14 protein-coding genes, 1 tRNA gene and 1 pseudogene are annotated in these 21,821 nt (G+C 41.2%); 9 read left to right on the top strand and 7 right to left on the bottom strand.

The genetic code is table 11. The annotated features are described in order from the left end of the window. Positions 1-118: 118 nt before the first annotated feature. The 3 genes and pseudogenes from OQX61_RS18960 to OQX61_RS18950 all read right to left on the bottom strand — a co-directional run. Positions 119-514: pseudogene (locus OQX61_RS18960) on the bottom strand (AAA family ATPase); the annotation flags it as partial. A gap of 389 nt (positions 515-903) precedes the next feature. Next, a complete protein-coding gene (locus tag OQX61_RS18955; protein ID WP_265843369.1) occupies positions 904-1,611 on the bottom strand; it encodes a LytTR family DNA-binding domain-containing protein in 708 nt (235 codons plus the stop codon). Between the two features lie 30 nt (positions 1,612-1,641). After that, entirely contained in the window at positions 1,642-2,475 is an 834-nt protein-coding gene (locus tag OQX61_RS18950) for a histidine kinase (protein ID WP_265843368.1), read from the bottom strand. Positions 2,476-2,860: 385 nt separating this feature from the next. On the opposite strand from OQX61_RS18950, the gene OQX61_RS18945 reads away from it, so the two are divergent. The 8 genes from OQX61_RS18945 to OQX61_RS18910 all read left to right on the top strand — a co-directional run bounded on the left by OQX61_RS18945 (position 2,861) and on the right by OQX61_RS18910 (position 17,634). After that, entirely contained in the window at positions 2,861-5,263 is a 2,403-nt protein-coding gene (locus tag OQX61_RS18945) for a TonB-dependent receptor family protein (protein WP_265843367.1), read from the top strand. Between the two features lie 238 nt (positions 5,264-5,501). Continuing rightward, entirely contained in the window at positions 5,502-8,075 is a 2,574-nt protein-coding gene (locus OQX61_RS18940) for a TonB-dependent receptor (RefSeq protein ID WP_265843366.1), read from the top strand. An 8-nt stretch (positions 8,076-8,083) separates the two neighbouring features. Next, complete coding sequence (locus OQX61_RS18935; protein ID WP_265843365.1) at positions 8,084-9,289, top strand: DUF4876 domain-containing protein; 1,206 nt, start codon at positions 8,084-8,086, stop codon at positions 9,287-9,289. A 9-nt stretch (positions 9,290-9,298) separates the two neighbouring features. Beyond that, complete coding sequence (locus OQX61_RS18930; RefSeq protein ID WP_265843364.1) at positions 9,299-10,837, top strand: DUF6850 family outer membrane beta-barrel protein; 1,539 nt, start codon at positions 9,299-9,301, stop codon at positions 10,835-10,837. A 9-nt stretch (positions 10,838-10,846) separates the two neighbouring features. Continuing rightward, complete coding sequence (locus OQX61_RS18925) at positions 10,847-11,968, top strand: cytochrome c peroxidase (RefSeq protein ID WP_265843363.1); 1,122 nt, start codon at positions 10,847-10,849, stop codon at positions 11,966-11,968. A gap of 240 nt (positions 11,969-12,208) precedes the next feature. Then, on the top strand, positions 12,209-13,675 hold the full coding sequence (locus tag OQX61_RS18920; RefSeq protein ID WP_265843362.1) for a DUF3375 domain-containing protein: 1,467 nt from the start codon (positions 12,209-12,211) through the stop codon (positions 13,673-13,675). After that, positions 13,668-14,240, top strand: a complete 573-nt coding sequence (locus OQX61_RS18915; protein ID WP_265843361.1) for a DUF4194 domain-containing protein — start codon at positions 13,668-13,670, stop codon at positions 14,238-14,240. The genes OQX61_RS18920 and OQX61_RS18915 overlap by 8 nt, the downstream gene beginning before the upstream one ends. Next, positions 14,233-17,634 carry an SbcC/MukB-like Walker B domain-containing protein gene (locus OQX61_RS18910; RefSeq protein WP_265843360.1) on the top strand — a complete coding sequence of 1,134 codons (3,402 nt, stop codon included), beginning with the start codon at positions 14,233-14,235 and terminating at the stop codon, positions 17,632-17,634. The genes OQX61_RS18915 and OQX61_RS18910 overlap by 8 nt, the downstream gene beginning before the upstream one ends. Before the next feature lie 116 nt (positions 17,635-17,750). Here OQX61_RS18910 and OQX61_RS18905 read toward each other — a convergent pair whose 3' ends face one another. The 4 genes from OQX61_RS18905 to OQX61_RS18890 all read right to left on the bottom strand — a co-directional run bounded on the left by OQX61_RS18905 (position 17,751) and on the right by OQX61_RS18890 (position 20,378). Beyond that, positions 17,751-18,869: an AhpC/TSA family protein gene (locus OQX61_RS18905; protein WP_265843359.1), complete on the bottom strand. Its 1,119-nt coding sequence runs from the start codon at positions 18,867-18,869 to the stop codon at positions 17,751-17,753. A 249-nt stretch (positions 18,870-19,118) separates the two neighbouring features. Beyond that, positions 19,119-19,191, bottom strand: a tRNA-Thr gene (locus tag OQX61_RS18900). 198 nt (positions 19,192-19,389) lie between these two features. Beyond that, entirely contained in the window at positions 19,390-20,199 is an 810-nt protein-coding gene (locus tag OQX61_RS18895) for an endonuclease/exonuclease/phosphatase family protein (protein ID WP_265843358.1), read from the bottom strand. Between the two features lie 23 nt (positions 20,200-20,222). Beyond that, positions 20,223-20,378 (bottom strand): hypothetical protein, encoded by a 156-nt coding sequence (locus OQX61_RS18890; RefSeq protein ID WP_265843357.1) that lies wholly within the window; start codon positions 20,376-20,378, stop codon positions 20,223-20,225. A 155-nt stretch (positions 20,379-20,533) separates the two neighbouring features. Between OQX61_RS18890 and OQX61_RS18885 the strand changes: the two genes are divergently transcribed. Continuing rightward, positions 20,534-21,793, top strand: coding sequence for a DUF2264 domain-containing protein (locus OQX61_RS18885; protein ID WP_265843356.1), 1,260 nt, complete (start codon positions 20,534-20,536; stop codon positions 21,791-21,793). The last annotated feature ends 28 nt before the right edge of the window (positions 21,794-21,821 follow it).

Raw genomic sequence — 21,821 nt, 5'->3', positions numbered from 1 at the left:
AATTTGCATAAAAAACTACCGGGTCTATTTCCCGATCGTAAATAGCAGGATAAAATCCTTTAACGGCTGTCTCTGCGTAGGTGTCATCAAGCAGGTTTACGCTTTTAAGTTCACTGAAGTCTAAGGGTGAGAGTTTGAATAGTGCGACTCTACCAGCCAATGTTTGGGTAATGCTATTCAGTAGATGAAAGTTTTGCGAACCGGATAAAATGTACTGACCCATTTTTCCGCTTTCATCAACAATACCCTAGATATAAGAGAAGAGTGAGGGTACACGCTGCACCTCATCAAAAATAACATTTTCATCATATAGTTTTAGAAATCCTATAGGATCCTCCGTTGCGAAGGCTCTCATGTCAGGGTTTTCCAGAGATACATATCTATAATCAGCAAATATTTGCTTTAATAACGTGGTCTTTCCTGATTGCCTTGGGCCGGTGACTGCTATTACAGGGAACTTGCTTTTTTGTTGTTTTATTTTTTCCGCTATTTGCCTCTGTATAAGCTGTTTCATGTCACAAATATAACTTCTATTTTGAAATTACATAGAGTCTACTTTGAAATTACATAGCTTTCATTTTGAAATTACATAACCTACCCAGTGTTCTCATTGTACAACTGTCAAATCTTTTGTGCAAATAAATTTGGTGATTGTTGTTAGAAGATTTAATTAATATATTAGTTATTAATCTAAGGTTAATTTAGAAGATGGTTAGTGTAAAAGATATTCCGGCAGGATCCTGTTTTGCGTTGTAGTACCCTGATTTCTGTCGCTTGACAGAGGTCGGTTTTTTTTCGTTTATACACGGCTCTCCAATTATCCAATGTTGAAAATTGTTCTATTCCTGTAACTGTAAACTCAAGATCATTGCATGGGATTGATTCACGATGCTTTGAATAACGTTAAAGATCAGTCAAGCCGAATGTGCTGAACAAATTATCTTTGTACTGCTTGCCAATCGGGAGTTTCTCCTGAAAATCATAAATCTCAACCATATTCCCGTTAATTGATTTTATGGCACTTATTCTTACGATGTAAGATTTCTGAAGACGAATAAATTGCGCTTTAGGCAGTTGATCTTCAATTCTTTTCATGGTCATATGGGTTACAATCATTCTATCTTTGATCATGATCTTTACATAATCACGCATTCCCTCTATGTAGAATATTTCATCAAAGCGAATGCGCTGAAGTTTGTGGCCTTCTTTAACGAATAAGGATTCGGAAACTGGATTTTTTACTGATGGTTTCTCCTTAATGACTTTCAATACCTTATTTACTGACTTTAAAAAACGATCGAATGATGCTGGCTTTACCAGATAATCCACTGCATCGAGCTCAAATCCATCAATTGCAAAATTTGGATGTGCGGTTATGAAAATCACGAAAGGTGGTGTTTTAAGAGAACGAATGAAATCAATTCCGTTGATTTCAGGCATTTGTACATCTGAAAATAACAAGTCAATCTCGTTGTTTTGTAAGATTTCAATAGCTTCAAAAACATTTCCACAACTTGCTACAAGGTTGAGGTAGGGAATTTTCTGTATATAGCCTTCAATGAGTTCCTGTGCAAATGGTTCATCGTCAATGATAACGCAATTAATTTTCATTTTTTATTAGAATTTAGAGAGGCGAAGCGCTTATATGTTTATCAATAAGGTAATCTTATATTGACTTTCAGCGGGTTCAATATTTAGTTTGTAATTATTAGCATAGTGTAATTGTAGTCTTTTCTTTACATTGTTTATCCCGACGCCATTAAATTCACTCTTCACCACCCCTTTTCCTACGCTATTGGCCACTTCAAAAAGAAGGGTTTTTTCTTCGATTTTTAAAAAGATAGAAACCCAGGCGGGGCCAATACTCGCATCTGCTCCATGTTTAAAAGCATTTTCAATAAAAGGAAACAACACCAGTGGGACGATAGGTTGATCCTCCACTTCTCCTTCAATGCGAAAGTTAATCGTAACATTGTTTCCATACCTTACCCTTTCTAATTCAATGAAATCCTCTAAAAAGCTCAATTCTCTGGAGAGTAATACTTTCTCCGCTTCCGACTCATACAAGGTGTAGCGTATCAGATCCGATAGGTGCAATATCAGTGTGGAGGCTCGTTGATCAGATTTGATGCTTAATGTGTAAATGTTGTTTAAGGAATTGAATAAAAAGTGAGGGTTTATCTGAGATTTTAAAAAATTGATTTCAAGGTTTAGGTTGTCTCTTTCGAGTGCGATGCTCCTGGTGCTAAGTGAAAAAATGGACTTAATTAGTTTTATGCTTAATGGAGGCATAAAGATGTAAGTGGCGTCAATTAGCGTGTAAACGATTTTTTTTGGAAGAAAAATGCTTTTTATACCACCATCTAACACGCTGTGTGCGTACAAAGTCATCCTGGTCGACATGGTAAAATGGGTGCTGATGTATTTAATGGTTAAATAGGTGACGATCAGCCACCAAAAATAAACGACCGCCATCCATAGGAATGTAGTTAAGAGCTTCCCTTTAAATAACGCCTTTGGAAAGATGTAATAAGCTATAAAATAGAAGCTGGTAATTACAGTAAAAAGATCCTTGAATACTAATGAAAAAACTATTGCAGGATTTGGGTCAAACCTGCTGTACGCTAAATAGTAATTTAAGGTTAAAAATGCCCATAATATCAGGTGTAATGAAATTCTTAAAGTTGGTGTATATATCTGATCCCAATTAATAGAACTTATCCAATCCGCAGCCTTGTTATTTTCTTGCCGGATATTCGGGTGTTTTGTCATGTGTATTCTAGTGTTTCGTCGAAAATAATTCTACAGGGGAATAAGTTGAGCGTAATTTGAGATGATGTATAAATTAACCTTGATATCCTTGACGAATGTAACCAGAAATGTTAATGCTATTAAATTTTTAATTGTATTTTTTTTCATAGGATTAAATATTGATGCGATTGGCCAGGTTGAGGTTAGTGGTCGTATCGTAGATAGAAATATTGGGGCTGTTCCTTTTACTATGGTAATATTGAAATCTAAAGTGCCGATCCATAAAAATATCACTGCTTTGGCAGATAACAACGGGTATTTTCTGGTTAAAAATGTGATTCCGGGAAATTATACTTTCAGCGCGACTATGATGGGATTTAAGGTCTTTTCCAAAGAATTACAAGTCGTAGCATCTAAAAATTCCTTAATCATAGACGATGTTATGCTGATAGATGAAGCACTGAGCCTTGAGGGAGTGAACATCACGGCAACAAAAACTAAAAAAATCATTGAGCAAAGACCTGACCGGATCATTATGAATGTTGCTGGTAGCGTACTCGCTGCCGGTAATGATGCCTATAATTTATTGAGTATTGCACCTGCTGTACAATTGATAAATGGGAGGTTGAGCCTGCAGGGGAAGTCAAATGTGTTAATCCTGCTGGATGGTAAGAAAATTCCCGGCGCAAGTCTGGAAAGCATTCTTGCCAGCATTCCTGGTGATCAGATAGATCGTATCGAGCTGATTACAAAGCCTTCTTCCAGGTATGATGCGGATGCAAGTGGTGGGGTAATTCAGATTCTGACTAAAAGAGATAAACAACAAGGTTGGAATGCCAACATCACAGGGAACTATAATCAGGGAAGATATGCAGGTGCTGCAGGAAATGCCGGGTTTAGATATAATTCTAAAAAAGTGGGTTTCTCTTTGAATGGAGGATATAGTGGAAGAGGAGATTTAGAAGAGGGCTATAGTAACCGGGACTTGTATCGCGGGACGGAAAAAGTGGCGGACTTTAAGCAGACCTTTAGCTACCCGGATAAAACCCTCGGATCGCTAAACATTTCAACAAGTATAAACTATCACCTGAGTGCTAAGTCCTTGTTGGGAGCAGATGTTGACTATATAAAATCCAGTATTAACGCTAAAGGTAATGTCTATTCAAACATCATTCAGTTAGCTGATTTATCCACCGGGAACACTGTCAGTGATAACAAACTTAAAACAAATGTCGATTTCTCGAATTACAACCTGTACTATAAAACCAAATTTGACACTATCGGTTCTGACCTTTCGTTGAACGCTAATTATTCCAGGTATTTATACAATACTGATCAACAGTTCTCGCAGGTTATTTCTCCTTCAGATGTAAGTGGAGCCTCTTTGTTTAAAAATGTCACACGCTCTGTTTACGATATTTATACCACATCTGTGGATTATACAAAAGCATTTTCTGGAAGCCTAAAATTTGATATGGGCGCAAAATATGCCTTGACAAACAACAATAGTAATCAGTTTTTTAATGGAGAGATGTCTTCTGATATCGGATACAAAGAAGCAATTTATGCCGGTTATTTAAAAGGCAATCAAACCTGGGGAAAATTTTCAGTACAAGCTGGATTAAGATTAGAACATACAGCTTATAAAATAAACTCATTTAATATTGATTCCAATTATACCAATGTATTCTTTAATATGCTTGCTGAATATAAAGTGACCAGTGATTATAGTACATCGGTATCTTATAGAGGGGCCATAAACCGACCTTCCTTTAACAGCTTGATTCCTTATATGGTGTTTAGGGATAGCTATACTTCTTTTGTTGGTAATCCTTTGTTAAAGCCAGAGTTAGCGCATGATTTTTCATGGACTAACATCTATAAGAAATACAGTGCTTCTCTTTCCTATACGAGAACAACAAATAAGATTTTACCCATCTATAATTATGATCCGGAAAATTTCAGCTACAGCGAGACTGTCGGTAACTTTAAACAGGGGACCTTGTGGAGTCTGAATGTGATTGTTCCCATAAAATTCAGCTCATGGTGGGAGAATACCAGTAGTGTAAATGGGATGTATCAAAGAATCAATTATAGTGATCCATCGAGTTTTTTAGGCCTGCAGCTGAGAGATAAGTATTCTTTTACCGCTAATACTTTTAACAGTTTTAAACTTTCAGAAAGTTGGTCTGCTGAGCTTGCTGCCATCTATTATGCTCCATCCATTCTCGGCCTGTTCAATGTCTCACAGTTATCAAATGTAACATTAGGTGTTAAAAAGGTATTCTTGAATAAACAGGCTTTTGTTAAAGTAGGGGTTAGTGACCTGTTTTGGAAAAACAAGGTAACGGTAACTTCTAACTATATCCCTATTGTTGAAACCGCTTATACCAGAAACGATACCAGAAGAGTAAGAATTAGTTTCCAATACATTTTTGGAAAGAAAAATCTGAAGCCTAAAAAAGGAAACAATTCTGGTAATGATACAGAGAAGCAGAGACTTGGTCTATAATCTTAAAGAAGAATGGATGAATCCTGCGAAAATTTGTAATTCAAGCTCATGGATACAAATTCGCGATTCGCGAATCGCGAATTTGCAATTCACTTAAGGTTAAAACACATCATGGTAAAAGGAATCATTTTTGAAATTTCTCTTTTTTTTAGAGAATAAAACCTACTTTTGCGTTTAATTAGATTTCTTCTAAATAACGAATAAGGATTAATTCGTTATTTTTCAATTAATAACAAGGATGCGGGGTAGCGATTATTTTCTTTTTATACTTATTTGTCTGATTTCAGTAACACTCGTATTACCGGCTCAGGCGCAACAAAAAGACCAAAAAAACAATCCTTCTAAAAAGGATACAGTAAACAACAAAGTCGACAGCTTAAAAGCAAAACAGATTTCACTGGAGGAAGTGGTCATCACGGCTAAGGAATCCAAAGGTTTAAGCACTTCTTCGATCATTGACCGTCGGGCAATGCAGCACTTGCAACCTTCCAGTTTCACGGATTTACTGGCGCTGTTACCAGGAGGGAGATCTGTAGATCCTAACCTAAAAACGGCCAATTTAATTGGTTTAAGGCAGACAGGTACGCCCAGCACCGACTACGATATTTCTTCTTTAGGTACCTCATTCCTGATTGACGGCGCGCCAATCAGCACCCGTGCAAATATGCAATATACCGGTGGTTTAACCGGACAAACCGATCTCAACACCAAAAGAGATGTGACGGCTAAAGGCTTAGACATGCGGACCCTTTCCACCGATCAGATTGAACGGGTAGAAGTGATCAGAGGGATCCCTTCTGTAGAATATGGTGACATCACCAGTGGGGTCATAAAAATCACCCGTAAACAAGGCGAAAGCGGTGTTGAAGCGAGGTTTAAGGCCGATGGATTCAGCAAACTCGCTTATGTTGGAAAAGGTTTCGCCTTCCCTGATAAGAAAATACTGCTGAATGTAGATTTTGACTTCCTCGATGCTAAATCCGATCCCACCAACCGTTACGAAAACTATAAAAGAATAAATACCTCCATCCGCTTAAACAAACTTTGGGAAAATAACACCAGAGACATCAACCTGAAAAGTAGCCTGGATTATGGAACTTCCATGGACAACCAGCGTACCGATCCTGATATCGACCTGTTGGGCGTAGATAAATATAAATCTGAGTATAACCGTCTGGCTTTTACCAATAGCCTGAACATCGATTTTCATCAGCAAAAATTCCTGAAATCTATTGTGCTCAACTCTTCACTGAGTATGCAACGCGATCAGATCAACCAGACAAAATGGGTGCAGACAGATGCTGCGGCAATCTTAAACCCTTTTACGGAAGCAGGCGTCCATGATGTCGGCTACCTCCCTGCAAATTATACCGCACACCTGCTGGTAGATGGTAAACCTATAGATGGTTTCCTGAAAATTATGGCGAACATGGGTTTTAAATCCGGAAAAGTCAACCATGCGATCCTGGCAGGAACAGAAGCGAATTACAGTAAAAACATGGGCCGCGGACAAGTGTTCGATCCTTATCTTCCACCTTCAAAGGGCATGACGACCAGACCAAGGGCCTATAGTGACATCCCTGCAACGAAAGACCTGTCGTTTTTTGCAGAAGACCGTATTGATGTTAAACTAGGAGCGCATAAGCTCGAAATGGTAGCCGGGGCCAGAGCAATGATGATGGGAGGCCTGTCAGCAATAGATCCCCGTGCCAACGCACACTGGACTTTGCCGAAAATCAACATTGGTACTCAACAATTACAGATAGAACTGGGAGCCGGAATCGGCTGGCAAAGCAAGTTCCCGGTCATCGCTCAGCTTTATCCGGATTATACCTATGTTGATCTGGAACAGCTCAACTATTACCACAATAACCCGGAATATAGAAAAGCCAATGTCATGACCTATAAGTTTTTGGTAGAGAATCCAAACCTGCAACCCGCAAGAAATAAAAAGTGGGAGCTGAAAGCGGATTTCTCCATGAACCGCAACAGATTGAGCATTACTTATTTCAAAGAATCAATGTCCAATGCCTTTAGAAATGGCACAGAGTTGAGGTTTATGGACTATAAGAAGTACAATACTTCCGGCATAGATCCGGATAAGATAACTGCGGCACCGGATATTAAAGATCTTCCTTATAAAGATTGGAGAAGGATGCAGTTGCTAAGTGTGGTGCAAAATGGAAGCGCTTTATATAAGGAAGGTATCGAATACCGTTTCTCCAGCGCAAGGATGAAAAAAATCAATACCCGGGTTACCATAGATGGCGCTTGGTTCAAGTCGGTTTATCAGAATAGTTTACCGGTTTATAAAACTAAAGACCTGGTGATTGATAACGAAGATTTCACCTATGCCGGTCTCTATGCGGAAAATGATGGTTACATCAGGTCGCAGCTGAACACCAATATGATGATCGATACCTACCTGCCGAAAATCGGACTGGAGTTTTCTACATCTATCCAGAGCAGGTGGTTCTCCAGCACACAAAATGCCCGTAGAAGCGGAACCCCAATGTCATATGTCGGCGTCGATGGCATCAGTCACCCTTATACGGAGGCCGATAAATCCGATAAGTACCTGCAATGGCTCAACACGAATGTTTCGGAAGTGCTGTTCCAGAAAAACACAATCCCAATGGATATAGACGTCAATTTTAAGGTGGTCAAAAACTTTAAAGATAAAATCCGCGTGGGCATGTTCGTGAACAGGTTATTTAACTATGCACCGGATTATAAGGTAAATGGCTTTACAGTCAGAAGGACTGGATTAAACAGCCCTTATTTTGGAATGGAATTGAATTTTAATTTATAATAAAAGAGATGATAAAGATGACTTTACGTAGTTTATGGATCCCCCTTTGTGCATTATTACTGCTCAATGCCTGTAAAAAAGATAGCACTTTGCAGCTGAATCAGGTGGCTTTAACCCTGACACTTGCAAACCCACCCGAGCTTACTGATGCAAAAGTATCGGTGCTGAAAGTGACTTTTAAAGAGATCAATAGTGGTAAGGAAACCGTATCTACCAATGTAAAGGATCAAAAAATGAACATCTCCCTGAGCGAAGGTTCTTATGATGTGAGTCTGGAAGGAACCGTCGAATATAAACTTAACGGAGAAACGAGGAGCAGGAAAGTAGGCGCCCTGAAACAAGGATTGGTGCTCACCGGAACGCAACACGAAGAAAATCTAGCCATGTTTACCGTGCTGGAAGGTAAAGGATTTGTGATTCAGGAGATCTTTTTCACCGGAACACAAACGGCACAAAACAAGCCCTATACTGGTGATAAGTACTTTGTGATCTTTAACAATTCCGCAGAAACGCTGTATGCGGATGGTTTGGTGATTGCACAGTCGGACTTTTTAACGACTCAGAAAAGAGCCTATACGCCGGATGTGATGTCGCAGGCAGTAGCAGTTGGGGCAGTAATCAGGATCCCTGGATCCGGAAAAGATCACCCTGTATTGCCGGGTAAATCTATTGTCATCGCCGATGATGGGATCAACCACAAAGAATTTAACCCGGTTTCTGTAGACCTGACAAAAGCAAATTTCGAGATTTTCACGCCTAACAGAGAAGATATCGACAATCCGCAAGTGCAAAATATGGAAAATGTATACAGCAGAATGGTTTTCCATGACAGAGGTTTCACCAGTTATGTATTGGCTCATTTCCCGGATGGTACTGACGACTTTTTGACCAATCAAAAATATGATTATAGCTATTCCTTGCTGGTAAACGGTGTGGTTTATCCAATGGATCAGGAAGAATATAAAATTCCAAACAGCTGGATCATCGATGCGGTAAACTTAAGCGTCCAGTCGGAATTTCAATGGATCGTAACAGACCCCTCTTTAGATATGGGATGGACTTTCTGCGGTAAAATTGCCTCGGATAAAACCAGATATGGTAAAAGTGTAAGACGTAAAATACTTTCTACAACGACTGAAGGTAGGGTAATCCTGAAAGATACCAATAACTCCAGCCTTGATTTTGATGCGGAAGCGATTCCTTCCTTAAAGTAATAAAAGAAAATGTTGAAGCAATTAAAGGTTTTTATAGTGATCATGATCGCTGGTATCGGTTTTTCCCATGCCAGTGATACCACTATGGTGGATAGCCTTGCGCTGCTGAAAAGAGTCAGGGAATACCATGCACCAGTCACACAGTTTACCGATGGCTTTTATAGCAATCCTGCCTTGAAATATTACGCCAGGAATTCTTCGCTAACAGAATTGAATGCCGGCTATAATGCAAACAAACAAGGGAGGTATGAATTGCAGCAGGGAAATGGTGGGCAACGCTTTGGCTTCAATACAGAGGCGTTTTTGAAGCATAAAGGCAAGGATGCCCTGTGGGGTTCGGCGGCTTATTCCAACGGAAAAAGAAAAAATGTGCGCTGGAATGAAAGTTCTGATTATGCCATTGTTGCGCCTTATGTGATGGCAGATACGGTGGGTGGCGATCTTGCTTATGAAGAATATTCTTTTAGTGGCGGATATGGGATCCTGTTCGGTAAAACGACGCTGGGGATCACCGGAAAATATCGGGCATTGCTCGAATACAGAGATATTGATCCGAGACCTAAAAATATAGTGTCGGATCTGGAGATCGAAATCGGCGCCTCCCGTGCATTAAATCAGAAATACCAGCTGGCCATGGGCCTTTCTGCCAGAAAATACAGCCAGGAGAATATCATGAAGTTTTATAGTCCGCTGGGTACGCCCATGGTTTACCACATGACGGGCCTGGGGACAGATAACAAGCTGATCGCAGGGAATAAACTGGAAAACTACTACACCGGTTCAGGATATAGTTTCCAGCTTCAGCTGGCCCCAAAAGATAAGATCGGGTTGTTTTCTACTTTGGAGTACCGCGATTTCTCTGTTGAAAAAACAACACAGATAGTTTTGCAGGTCTTGCCGATGTCGGAGCTTAAATCTAAGCTTTGGAAAGGGGAGCTGGCTTATTTACTGGGAGATCAGGAACGACAGTATGGTGTAAAACTAGCGGCCGGGAACGAACAAAGAAGCGGGACTGAAGCGAAATTTGACAACCGTGGACAAGACAATATTGTACAGATCGCTTCCAGTAAGAACTATCTGAATGAGCAGTCGGAATTCCGGTTAACAGGGATTTACAATGTACAAAAGGAGAAAGCAGTATCATGGCAGCTATTGGCCGATATCGGTTATACGGCAGATAGAACGGAATATGTAGACCCTGCCAGAAGCATGGATTTTGCCGCCATTAGTGGTGGTTTAAATGTTGGATTAAGTAGTCTGATGGGAAAATCATTAGTACAGGCTTCAGTGGGTGCAATGCTTTCTAAAAACACCAATGCAACACGCTCATGGTCAGATTTAAACACTTCCAGCGCGGTTTACCGCATGCTGGAAAATAACTATGCCTACCATATTTCCGATTATCAACAGTTAAATTTGTCCGCAAGATGGGATTATCCACTTAAAAACGGAATGGGCATCTCGCTGAAATCAAGCTATAGTTATACCAGTTTCGACTCAAAATATACCGGAAATCAGTTCCTGCTTACAGGAGGGATTACTTTTTAATAAATGACAATGAACAGAATATTTATCATCCTTTCTTTTCTTTTGATCTTCGTGATCGGCTCTGCTTTTTATGCAGAAGATGAGCAGGAAACGTTAAGAGCACAGTACAGTAAACCGGTTAGCCAATGGCCAAAACCTACGATTGACAGCGGTGTAAACTGGACGGAAATGAGCTCTCTTCCTGCAATTGACAGTACTTATTTTGACCTGATGGCTGAACCAAAGGTGATGCTAGGACAAATCCTGTTCTTCGATCCCCTGCTTTCCGGTTCTAATCAGGTTTCCTGTAGCAGTTGTCACGATCCGGAAATCTCCTGGGCTGATAAACGCGCTGTAGCACTCGGAAATGATCATTTGCAAGGCAATAGAAACACGCCTTCCTTACTCAATGTGGCGGAACGTAAAACCTTGTTCTGGGATGGCAGAGCGGCAACATTGGAAGCCCAGGTGGATGGTCCGATTACCGCACACCATGAAATGAATATGAAGCCTCAGGCTTTGCCGAAGAAATTAGGGAAAATCAAAGGCTATAGAGAGTTGTTTAAGAAAGCTTATGGACAGGAAAAGATCACTTATCCACAAATTGTGGAATCCTTAGGTGAATTTGAAAGAACGATCAGAAGCAAAAGAAGTCGCTTTGACCGTTTTGTGGATGGAGAAACGAAAGCCCTGGACGATCAGGAACTGCATGGATTACACCTTTTCCGCACCAAAGCAAGGTGTATGAACTGTCACAATGGTAAATACCTGACGGATGAATCCTTTCATAACATCGGCCTTACCTATTATAAACGCAAATACGAAGACTTAGGAAGACACCTGATCACCGGAAAACCGGAAGATGCAGGGAAATTCAGAACACCTTCGCTTAGAGATGTGATGCATTCGGGACCATGGATGCACAATGGTCTTTTTGACAATATCACCGGGGTTGTGAATATTTACAATAGTGGCATGCACATGATTGATCCAACGGAAGCACAAGCTAAAGCTGATCCATTGTTTCCGAAAACAGATCCCTTGTTAAAACCATTGAAATTAACCAATGGGGAGATCAAAGCGGTCGTTGCTTTTATGAACGCGATTTCAGCTACACAGTATCATATGAAAAGACCGGACTTACCAAGGTAATTCCCTGATTCCTGTAAATAATAAAAAATATCAGCTTAGGTTCTTTAAAAATATCAGCAGTTATGCTCCTGAATTTCTTGCAATCTGTCTGGTAGACAGTTCTTTCTCATGTCCTGGTCCGGAGCTTTCCTGAGCTCCGGAAAGCCAGGAATCTAACCTGGTAATTCTTGAAAATATCGCGGTAAAATGGGCCTTTGGGTTGGATTTTGCGTACTTTTGCGGTCTTTTTAACTTATGCCGATGATAGACAGTGCCAAAATTCTTGATGTACTCAATAGCTCAGCAAGTGTGAATTTGCTGAAGCTGAGGAACAGGGATATTGTGATAGAATTTCTTATCAATACTTTTATAAATGAGGAAGCAACCGTTTCCTCCGATCATGTTCATTCCTTGCTGGCTGATTTTCTGGATCTTAAGCAGGTGGATAAAGATGAGGAGAATGAGATTGAAAGCTTTGACTCTTACGAGGTAAAGGCTAGAAAATATGTGAGGAAGTGGACGGACAGTGGTTTCCTGACCAATTACCAGGACGACCAGGGGGAAATATTCTACGAGATTTCTGTGCATTCCAGTAAAACCATCGACTGGTTAATGAGCTTGCAGAAGAAAGAGTTTGTAGGTACAGAATCCAGGTTTAAAGATATTTTCAATCAATTGAAAGAACTGGTGGAGTTTACCAATGGAGACCGGGACAATCGCCTGGCCATTTTAGAGGAAAAGCGACTGGAAATTGAAAGCCAGATCGAACAACTGAAAGCAGGTAAAAAGGTGAAGGTTTACCAGGACTATGAGGTGATTCCACGATACAACCAACTCACGCAAGGGGCAAAAGAACTATTGTCGGACTTTAAAGAGGTGGAAGATAACTTTAAAGACATCACCAGACAGATTTATCAGAAACACGCGGAAGGCAGCTTAACCAAAGACCATATTCTGGAATTTACTTTCGATGCTTTAGATCAGATTAAAGACAGTCAGCAGGGTAAAAGTTTTTATGCCTTTTGGTCCTTCTTGTTAGATCCGGTATTACAGGAGGAATGGACCACACTGAGCAACACTTTATTCGAAAGATTAGACGAAAGAGGTATTGTGGTGGGTGATTTCTTCCTGAAAGGAATGAAGAAATACCTTCATGCTTCCGGACAGAAGGTCTATAAAGCAAATGATAAGATGGCAGAGAAACTCGGCCGTATCATTAGAGAATCTGAAGGTTCCAAAATACAGGTTACACAGAACATCATCCAGGAGATTAAAACGATGTTGATCGAGGTGGGCAAACAGGAAAACCGTCCGGATATTGGATTGGTCCTGGAGTCAAACCTGGATATCTATCCGTTTTTTGAACAGCGTTTAATGCTGGAACAACCGGAAGAGTTGCTTTATAAAGTAAGGCCTAAGCTTGCCGATAAAGACATCCTAAGTTCGCGCCATCTTGGTAAATTATTCGGTCAGACGAAGATCGATAAAGAAGTGCTGCGGAAAAAAATCAGAACGGTATTGTCAGGGAGAGCCCGCGTTTCCCTGTTCGAAATTATTGAAGCGGACGGTGGTATCGCAGATGGCCTTCCGGAGCTGTTTGGCTATCTATCCGTCGCCAAAGAATTTAAACATACCATCAACCCAGAAAACACACAGCGTATTTTATTTGATGCTCAAGGGCAGAAATCGATAAACGTACCTGAAGTAATCCTATTGAAGAATGAGTAATTTTGAAGATAAAATAAAGCCTTATTCCAAGGCGATCATCAGGCTGTTGAAAGGCCCGGTGTACTCCCAATCGAGCGTTTGGGAAGACATTATTCATTACCAGCGAGAGATTCAACACTATTTAAATGTGATTGGTCTGGAACTGATTCTGAAAAAAGAAGAAGGCCTGGCTTTCTTTAAACAGTTCGAAAACAATGAAGGCAATACGATGGGACTCATCTCCCGCCGGCAAATTGGCTTTGAAACCTCTATCGTCCTGGTGATCTTACGCCAGATGCTCGAAGATTTTGATAGCAACCCAACCTTAATCGATGGCAATGAGAAATATATCAGCCATAAAGAGATCCGTGAAGAGATTGAATTGTTCCTGCCCGAAAAATATAACCGCGTGAAATTCCTCAAAGAACTGGACAGCTATATCCGCAAGGTTGTGGAGCTGGGTTATTTGAAAGAGCAGCAGGAAGCTGATGCAGAGCCGTTTTACCGGATTCAACGCATCATCAAGGAGAAAGTAACCCTGGATGTTTTAAAAGATTTTAAACTGAAACTGGAGGATTATGTATAGTTTATTTAGCACGAGTTCCGATAAAGCAGGATACCGTTTGCAATACATGGAAGTGTACAATTGGGGAACTTTTGATGGGGAAATCTTCAAGATTTCGCCTAAAGGAAACAATTCCCTGCTAACGGGCGCAAATGCCTCTGGTAAAAGTACGTTTATTGATGCTTTACTCACTTTGTTGGTTCCTGTGAAAGGGGATCGTTTTTACAACCAGAGTTCTGGTGTAGAAAAAAAGGGAGATAGAACGGAAGAAACGTATGTGTATGGCCATTATGGCAATATTCAGAATGAAGGAGAGCTAAAAGCAACTACCCAGAAGCTGAGAGACCATACCGCTTATTCCGTATTACTGGCCTGCTTTGAAAATACAGAAGGACAGGTGATCACCTTGTTTCAGGTGCGCTGGTTTAGCAATGGCGAGCTGAAAAGAAGCTTCGGTATTGCCCATGTGCCACTTGAAATTGAAAAAGACTTTGGCCAGTTTGATGGTAAAGGGATCTGGAAAAGACGCCTGGACAAAATATATAATTATGCGGTTTCTAAAAAGCGCGTAGAGTTTCTGGACGGTCCAACCAAGTACGCAGAAAGAATGGCGCATTTGTTTGGCATGCGTTCTGTAAACGCGTTGAGCTTGTTTAATCAGGTAGTAGGGGTAAAAGTGCTGGAAGATCTGGATGAGTTTATCCGCATGAATATGCTGGAATATCAGGATGCCGAAGCAGAGTTTATCCAGCTGAAAGAAAGTTTTATCACTTTGATGGATGCCAAAACAAACATCGAAAAGGCGAAAGAACAGATTGCACAGCTGACACCAATCAATGATCTGGCGACGCAGCTGGCGGAAATTGAAAGCAAGTTGTCGGTTTTACAGAAAGATAAGGATACTGCTGTTTTCTGGTTCGCCGGAAAAGGAGTAGAGCTGATCAGCGCCAAGCTGGAGAAAAACAAGGAGACGCTGCAACAGCTGAAACTGGACCTGATCCTGCTCAAGGAAAAAGATGAGGCCGCAAGGAAACAGGAAAGAGCACTTTCCATGTCCATTGAAAATGAAGAGGTCTGGAAGCAGATTGAAAAGATTGAAGAGGAGATTAAGCAGGCGGAGAAACTACGGAATCACCGTCAGCATAAGTTAGAAAGCTATAACCGTTTGGTGAAAGAGCTGGAGCTTCCTCAAAATCCGGATGCTCATGTATTTGCTGATTCGCGGGCTTTGACGCAGGAAAAACGCTCGGAAGTAGATGTGCAGCGCGAACTGGAAGAAGAAAAGAAAAGACAGATCAAGAATGAGATCGACAGGCTGCAGGTAGAAGTGGATAACTTGTTGGCGGTAGTTGGTTCTCTTCAAAAGAATAAAAACAACATCTCCGGAAGAGAAGCAGACATCAGGGAAGATATCCTGGCACATGTTGGCGCAACGAAGGATGAACTGCCATTTATCGGGGAACTGATTCGCGTAAGGGAAGAAGACCTGGACTGGGAGCCGGCAATAGAAAAAGTGTTGCATAATTTCGCTTTAAGGCTGATCGTTCCGGAAAAATATTACAATGAGGTCAATGCTTATGTGAACCGGACCAACCTGAAAGGGCGGATTACGTATCAGCGATACAAGGGTTTTACTTCGATGGGCAGCCTGAAGAGGAGGTCGCATGATGGGGATTTACTGGTCAACAAGCTGGAATTTAAGGAAGGCAGCGCGTATTCGGAATGGTTAGAAGACGCGATTGCCGGTCAGTATAATTACAGTTGTGCCGAAAGTCTGGAAGAATTTAACCGCTATGAAGAGAAAGCGCTGACGAAAGAAGGGCTGATCAATGCGGTCAAAGGAAAGCATGAAAAAGACGACCGTCCACACATCGCCAGAAGAGAGAATTTTGTACTTGGATGGGACAATAAGGATAAGATCACGCTGTTGAAAAATGAGCTGACGGCTTTCCAGGAGCAACAAAAGGACAACCAGCAGCAACTGGAATTCATCAACCAATCTATCAAAAAGATGGAGGAGCTGAAAGAGAAATTCTACCAGTTGTATTCTGATTATGCGGTGTTTGAAGACCTGAACTGGGCAGTTTATGCGCAGGAGATTGAAGAAAAGAAAACTATAAAAGAAAGTCTGGAGAAAACCAACGATAAGGTCAGGGAGCTGCAAAAGCAACTGGAAATCGTAAAGGGACAATTAGACTCGATTGATAAAGAAAAAGAACGTAGCGTGAAGCTGAAGCACGATACGGAGTGGATGAAGCAGAGTCTGGAGAAAGAACTGGCCCTGAACAAGGACACCTTATCGGTGTTTGATGGTCATGTGCTGGATGTTGCCGAATTTGAAGCGACACATGAACATTTGTTGAACATTCAGCATGTGAACTTTAAGGCAACGCAGGATAGTTTCAGGGAGCAGAATATGAACCTTGGAAATGACTTGCGCGCTGAAAAGCATAAGAAAGAAAATGCCGCCAGAATCAAGATCAACAATTTTAAACAGCCAAATGAGCAGTTGATTCAGAAGTTTAAAGACTGGCGTTCTGATGTGAATGGCTTGCCGGATTCTACGAATCTGGAGTTCATCAGCGAGTATCAAAAGCGCTTGCAACAGCTTAAGGAAGACAATCTGCCTAAATATGAGCAGAAGTTTGAAGCCTACCTGCAGGAAACGATCATCAATAAGATCGGTGATTTCAGGATGTTCTTTGAGAACTGGGCGGAATCTATCAAGGAGAACGTAAAGGTCTTAAACGAAGCATTATTCGAGATTGATTTCAAAAGCACGCCGAAAACGTATATCCAGCTGGTTGCACCGGACAGGATTTATGAAGATGTGAAAACTTTTAGAACCTTATTGAATAATGCGATCCCTAACGGCCAGGAAGGTGACGACCTGATTGAAGGTAAGAAACGTCATTTCGACCTGAATATAGAGCCATTAATTGAGAAATTAGAGAAAGAAGAATGGCGCAAAAAAGTGATGGATGTGCGTTCCTGGTACAGCTATAAAGCGGAAGAGTTTTATAAGGAAACCGGTCAGAAATACAAGACTTATGAGAATATGGGCCAGCTTTCCGGTGGAGAAAAGGCACAATTGACGTATACGATCCTGGGTTCTGCCATTGCCTACCAGTTCGGCCTGACTAAAGAAGGATTGCAAAACAATTCCTTCCGTTTTATCGCCATTGATGAGGCATTTAAGGCCCAGGATGAGGATAAAGCACGTTACCTGATCACTTTATGCAGACAGCTGCATTTACAGTTGCTTGTGGTGACGCCTAGTGATAACATCCATATCGTGGAAAATGACATCTCTTTTGTCCACTTTGTGGAGCGTAAAGACGAAAGACATTCCTGGTTGTATGACATGCCAATTGAACAGTTTAAAGCAGAAAGAGAACACTTTGTGAAAGACTAAGGTCTGGTCATTGTGGTTTAGTTTGTAGTTGGTAAATTAAAAAGCCAATTACAAACTGAATCGCATAAGATTAGATCAAGCGGAATTCTTGAGTTTTTTTGTTTTTAAATCATTTTCTACCTGAATATATCGGCAAGTGTGGAATGTAAAGCCTCTCTTTTCAGATCCTTTGCAATCACTATACCATTGGGAGAAATCAGCAGATTAGCCGGAATGGTTGTGATACCATAAATCTTATAAGCCAGATTTTCATTTCCTTTAAGATCAGAGAGCTGTGTCCAGATCAAGCCGTCCTCTTTAATCGCCTTTAACCATTTTTCCTTATCTTTTTTCTCATCAATCGAAACGCTCAATACTGTAAATCCCCGGCTTTTGTACTTGTTGTAGGCCGAAAGTACATTTGGATTTTCGGCCCGGCATGGTCCGCACCATGAGGCCCAAAAATCTAGTAATACATATTTGCCATGGTAATCAGAGAGGCGTACAATGTTTCCATTAACATCAGGTTGGGCAAAGTCCTTTGCCAGCTTGCCAACGCTCATTTTTTTTCCGAGCTGGATTTTTTGGTTTATGCTTTCGCCCTGTACCGAAGCCTTAAGCTTAGAAGAAAGCTTGTTAAAACTGTCTTCAACCTTTTCAATCCAGCGGCTGTCACGAATCAGCTCGCCTAATGTAACCAGACTAACATAGGATGATCGATGTTTATCCACAAATGAAAACTGGACCGGTACCATCGAATCAAGATGAGCGTGATATATACTTTTTAAGCGGGCGACCAGGGCCTTATCTTTTTGCTCCTGTAAACTTAGTTCAGAGGGGTCACGCATGGTTGTCATTTTATCAAAATAAGGTCGAAGTGCTACCCTTAGTTCATCATAATCCATATTTAGTGGTGTACCAGCGTTTGTGGAATGGCGAAGAGTATCTGAAGAGTGAAGTGTAATATTGCCTTTTTCCAGATAAACCGTGGCTGCATCGAATATTATATTTGCATATTTTGGATTCTGATTACGGTAGAGGCTTGCTCTTATTGGCCCCGAAACTGACCCTGAAAACTGGAATGATTTGTTGTGCACTGTTACCGAATCATGAACAACACCCTTTGTCGAACGGTAAGAAAGAAAGATCTTATCGCCCTCTTGAAAACCATCACAATGACCGGTTATGGTGAAGTCCTCCTGTGCAAAGCCTGAAAAGGTTACCAATAGGAAAGCTAGTAGTAGCTTGATTCTCATCTTCTAAATTTATTTATTTCTTTTCGAATGTCCTAATTGTATTCTTCATTTATAGGCTACAGTAAAAAAGCGACCAATAGTTCTGCTTTTAGTACGAACTATTGGTGTTCACTGCCCCACAACATTTGGCATTGATCCAAAATGAGATGGTCGCGACAGCGTAGCGAGAGTTGAGTATACAACCAATGCTATATGAAGCAAAGTCAATTTGAATAGAATAAGAAATGGATATGGGAAGGGAAAATAAAGAGCCTCCTATCGGGATCGAACCAATGACCTACTGATTACAAGTCAGTTGCTCTACCAGCTGAGCTAAGGAGGCTTTTATTATGGATCAAGAGTAAATAAATGCCCTTGATTTCCTGGTGAGGCCACAAAAGTAGGTTTTTCTTTCGTTTTGCCAAATTTTTTTACCGGGTTTTTGTTTAACGCGCTAAAAATCAGGAATTTTAAATTTCTACCTCTTTTGAGTTAAAATGATCGGAGCATTTAAAAATCAAAAAAGGTAGAAGGATTCGAATTAAGGAAGCTGATAGATGGCCATCACAGGAAGGTGGTCGGAAGCATCAATATTTGGAAATACCTGATGTGAAATCACCTTCATACGACTTCCTTTTTTCAACAGGATGAAATCGATCTCTTCTGTAGGAACATCCTGAGGAATGGTTGGCGCACAATTTTCGGTGCAGCTGCGGGTAAAATGTTGTTCCAGAATTTTCATAGCAGGTGTGGTTGAAGTCAGGTTTAAATCTCCTGCAAGGATCACATCTCCCTTTTTGCTACCTAAAAGGCGGTTGATCTCTTTCACTTGCAGCATTCTATGTTCATTATTCAAATCCAGATGTGTGCTGGCAAAGTTTAAAGGCTTACCATTAGGCAGGGTCACCTGAACTACGGCAAGGCTGCGGGCTTCGGCATCTAATCCTGCTTTAGAAGGCAATGGATAGCGGTTGCTACTGTTGATCGGATATCTGGAAAGTATGCCTACCCCGTATTCGCCACCTTCAAAATCTATCCCTTTTGAAAAGAAATAAAACATTCCGGTGAGCTCGGCCAGTGTTTTCAATTGATCTACCTGTCCGGTTCTTTTGGTTAGCTTATCAATTTCTTGTAAGGCCACGAGATCCGGAGTATGCTGCTTAATTACCGCTGCAATCGCAGGAAGGTCAATTACGCCCGGACGTTCCGGTGGATTTCCATGATGAATATTATAAGTCATCACTTTGAGGGTTTTTGGGTTCGATTGCGCCATGACTGCTACGCTTAGGAAATTGCAAAAGACTAAGAGGGCGCCAAAAGCGGAGATAAATTGAAAAGGTCTTTTTTTCATTAGAATTGGGTTTTGATTTGTGGTTATAATTTTGGTTTGTGTTTCTGGTTTGTACTCCTGGTTTGGTTTCCTGTTTTGGTTTTCTGGTTGCTGATCAGGCTCGTTACTGTACTCATTTGATTAACTTCTGACTGGTCCGGATCTCCTGTTAATGCCAGGTCCGGCTCGGTATTCCGCATACCTGCTGCTGATTTTTTAATTTATAGCTGGCACCGGATTTTGAACTTATCATGAAATCACTGTTGGCATTAAATATCAAACGTTTGCGCAACTAAACCCTGTAATTAACAAGGAATCTCTGCTATATTCGAACTAAGGTATTTAATTAAACGATATGGAAAGAAGGAAATTTTTAGCTGCGGTATCACTGGTAGGAATGGCTGGAACGTTACAACCCAACCAACTTTTAGCAATAGAAAAACAAGTGTTTCCTGCCGGGAGCAAACCTAAAAACGACCGCGAATACTGGTGGAAACTCCTGTATAAAATCGCAAATCCGGTAACAGAAAATCTCGCCAATGGCACCTTAAAACAGAACATGCTGGTAGAGAAATCGCCTACGTTTGACAACCGATCCATCCATGTCACCTATCTGGAAGCAGTAGGCAGAACTTTTGCCGGCATCGCCCCATGGCTGGCCCTCCCTGATGATCAGACAGAAGAGAGCCGTCATAGAGAAAAAATGAGAAAGGATGTCCTGCAAGGACTGACTCGTTGTTTCCAACCATCCAGTCCGGACCAGTTAAACTTTAAAACCGATCATCAGCCGATTGTTGATGCCGCTTATCTCGCTCAGACCTTCATCAGGGCACCAAAAGCACTATGGGAGCCACTGGATGCAAACACCAAAGCAAACATCATTGCCGCTTTCAAATCCTTAAGAAACCGGAAACCTTTCAATAGCAACTGGCTGTTGTTTGGCTCCATTACCGAAGCCTTTTTACTCTCCATCGGAGAAGAACCTGATGCAGAAAGACTACGGAAAGGTCCTGAAAAGCTAAACGAATGGTACAAAGGCGATGGCTGTTACGGCGACGGACCAAACTTCGCTTTTGACTACTATAACTCATTTGTGATCCACCCGATGATGGTAGACACGATGAAAATCATGATGGACAAAGGGCTGGTGACTGAAAAAGAATATGAACTGGCCTTATCAAGGATGGTCAGGTATGCAGTCGGACAAGAGCGCATGATCTCTCCGGAAGGCACATTCCCGCCAATCGGACGATCTATCACTTACCGCACCGGTGCTTTTCAGGCGCTAAGCCAGGTGGCGCTGCTCGGAAAACTTCCGGACACGATTAAGCCGGAACAGGTACGTTCTGCCCTTACACAAGTCAAGAGAAATATGTATGATGTACCCGGAACATTCGATAAAAACGGCTGGTTATTACTTGGTTTCGTAGGTCATGATCCGGAAATCGCCGATTATTATACCTCTACAGGCAGTTTGTACATGGCTACCCTTTCTTTTTTACCCCTGGGTTTACCTGCTGAAGACCAGTTCTGGTCGGCACAAAAGGCGGATTGGACCGCAAAGAAAGCATGGAGTAGTCAGAAATTTCCTAAAGATTATCATGTAGATTATTAAACAATATTGATAATTCCAGCTCCGGATT

This window comes from Pedobacter sp. PLR (assembly GCF_026239675.1).
Taxonomy (GTDB): domain Bacteria; phylum Bacteroidota; class Bacteroidia; order Sphingobacteriales; family Sphingobacteriaceae; genus Pedobacter.
The sequence above is the reverse complement of the archived record's forward strand: the minus strand, read 5'-3'. Positions and strand labels throughout refer to the sequence as shown.

Bases quoted from the DNA above. Each gene is read 5' to 3' on its own strand.
- OQX61_RS18920 (WP_265843362.1), top strand. From the start codon at position 12,209: ATGATAGACAGTGCCAAAATTCTTGATGTACTCAATAGCTCAGCAAGT.
- OQX61_RS18890 (WP_265843357.1), bottom strand. From the start codon at position 20,378: ATGCGGAATACCGAGCCGGACCTGGCATTAACAGGAGATCCGGACCAG.
- OQX61_RS18885 (WP_265843356.1), top strand. From the start codon at position 20,534: ATGGAAAGAAGGAAATTTTTAGCTGCGGTATCACTGGTAGGAATGGCT.
- OQX61_RS18940 (WP_265843366.1), top strand. From the start codon at position 5,502: ATGCGGGGTAGCGATTATTTTCTTTTTATACTTATTTGTCTGATTTCA.
- OQX61_RS18930 (WP_265843364.1), top strand. From the start codon at position 9,299: ATGTTGAAGCAATTAAAGGTTTTTATAGTGATCATGATCGCTGGTATC.
- OQX61_RS18895 (WP_265843358.1), bottom strand. From the start codon at position 20,199: ATGAAAAAAAGACCTTTTCAATTTATCTCCGCTTTTGGCGCCCTCTTA.
- OQX61_RS18925 (WP_265843363.1), top strand. From the start codon at position 10,847: ATGAACAGAATATTTATCATCCTTTCTTTTCTTTTGATCTTCGTGATC.
- OQX61_RS18935 (WP_265843365.1), top strand. From the start codon at position 8,084: ATGATAAAGATGACTTTACGTAGTTTATGGATCCCCCTTTGTGCATTA.
- OQX61_RS18915 (WP_265843361.1), top strand. From the start codon at position 13,668: ATGAGTAATTTTGAAGATAAAATAAAGCCTTATTCCAAGGCGATCATC.
- OQX61_RS18910 (WP_265843360.1), top strand. From the start codon at position 14,233: ATGTATAGTTTATTTAGCACGAGTTCCGATAAAGCAGGATACCGTTTG.
- OQX61_RS18905 (WP_265843359.1), bottom strand. From the start codon at position 18,869: ATGAGAATCAAGCTACTACTAGCTTTCCTATTGGTAACCTTTTCAGGC.
- OQX61_RS18955 (WP_265843369.1), bottom strand. From the start codon at position 1,611: ATGAAAATTAATTGCGTTATCATTGACGATGAACCATTTGCACAGGAA.
- OQX61_RS18950 (WP_265843368.1), bottom strand. From the start codon at position 2,475: ATGGCGGTCGTTTATTTTTGGTGGCTGATCGTCACCTATTTAACCATT.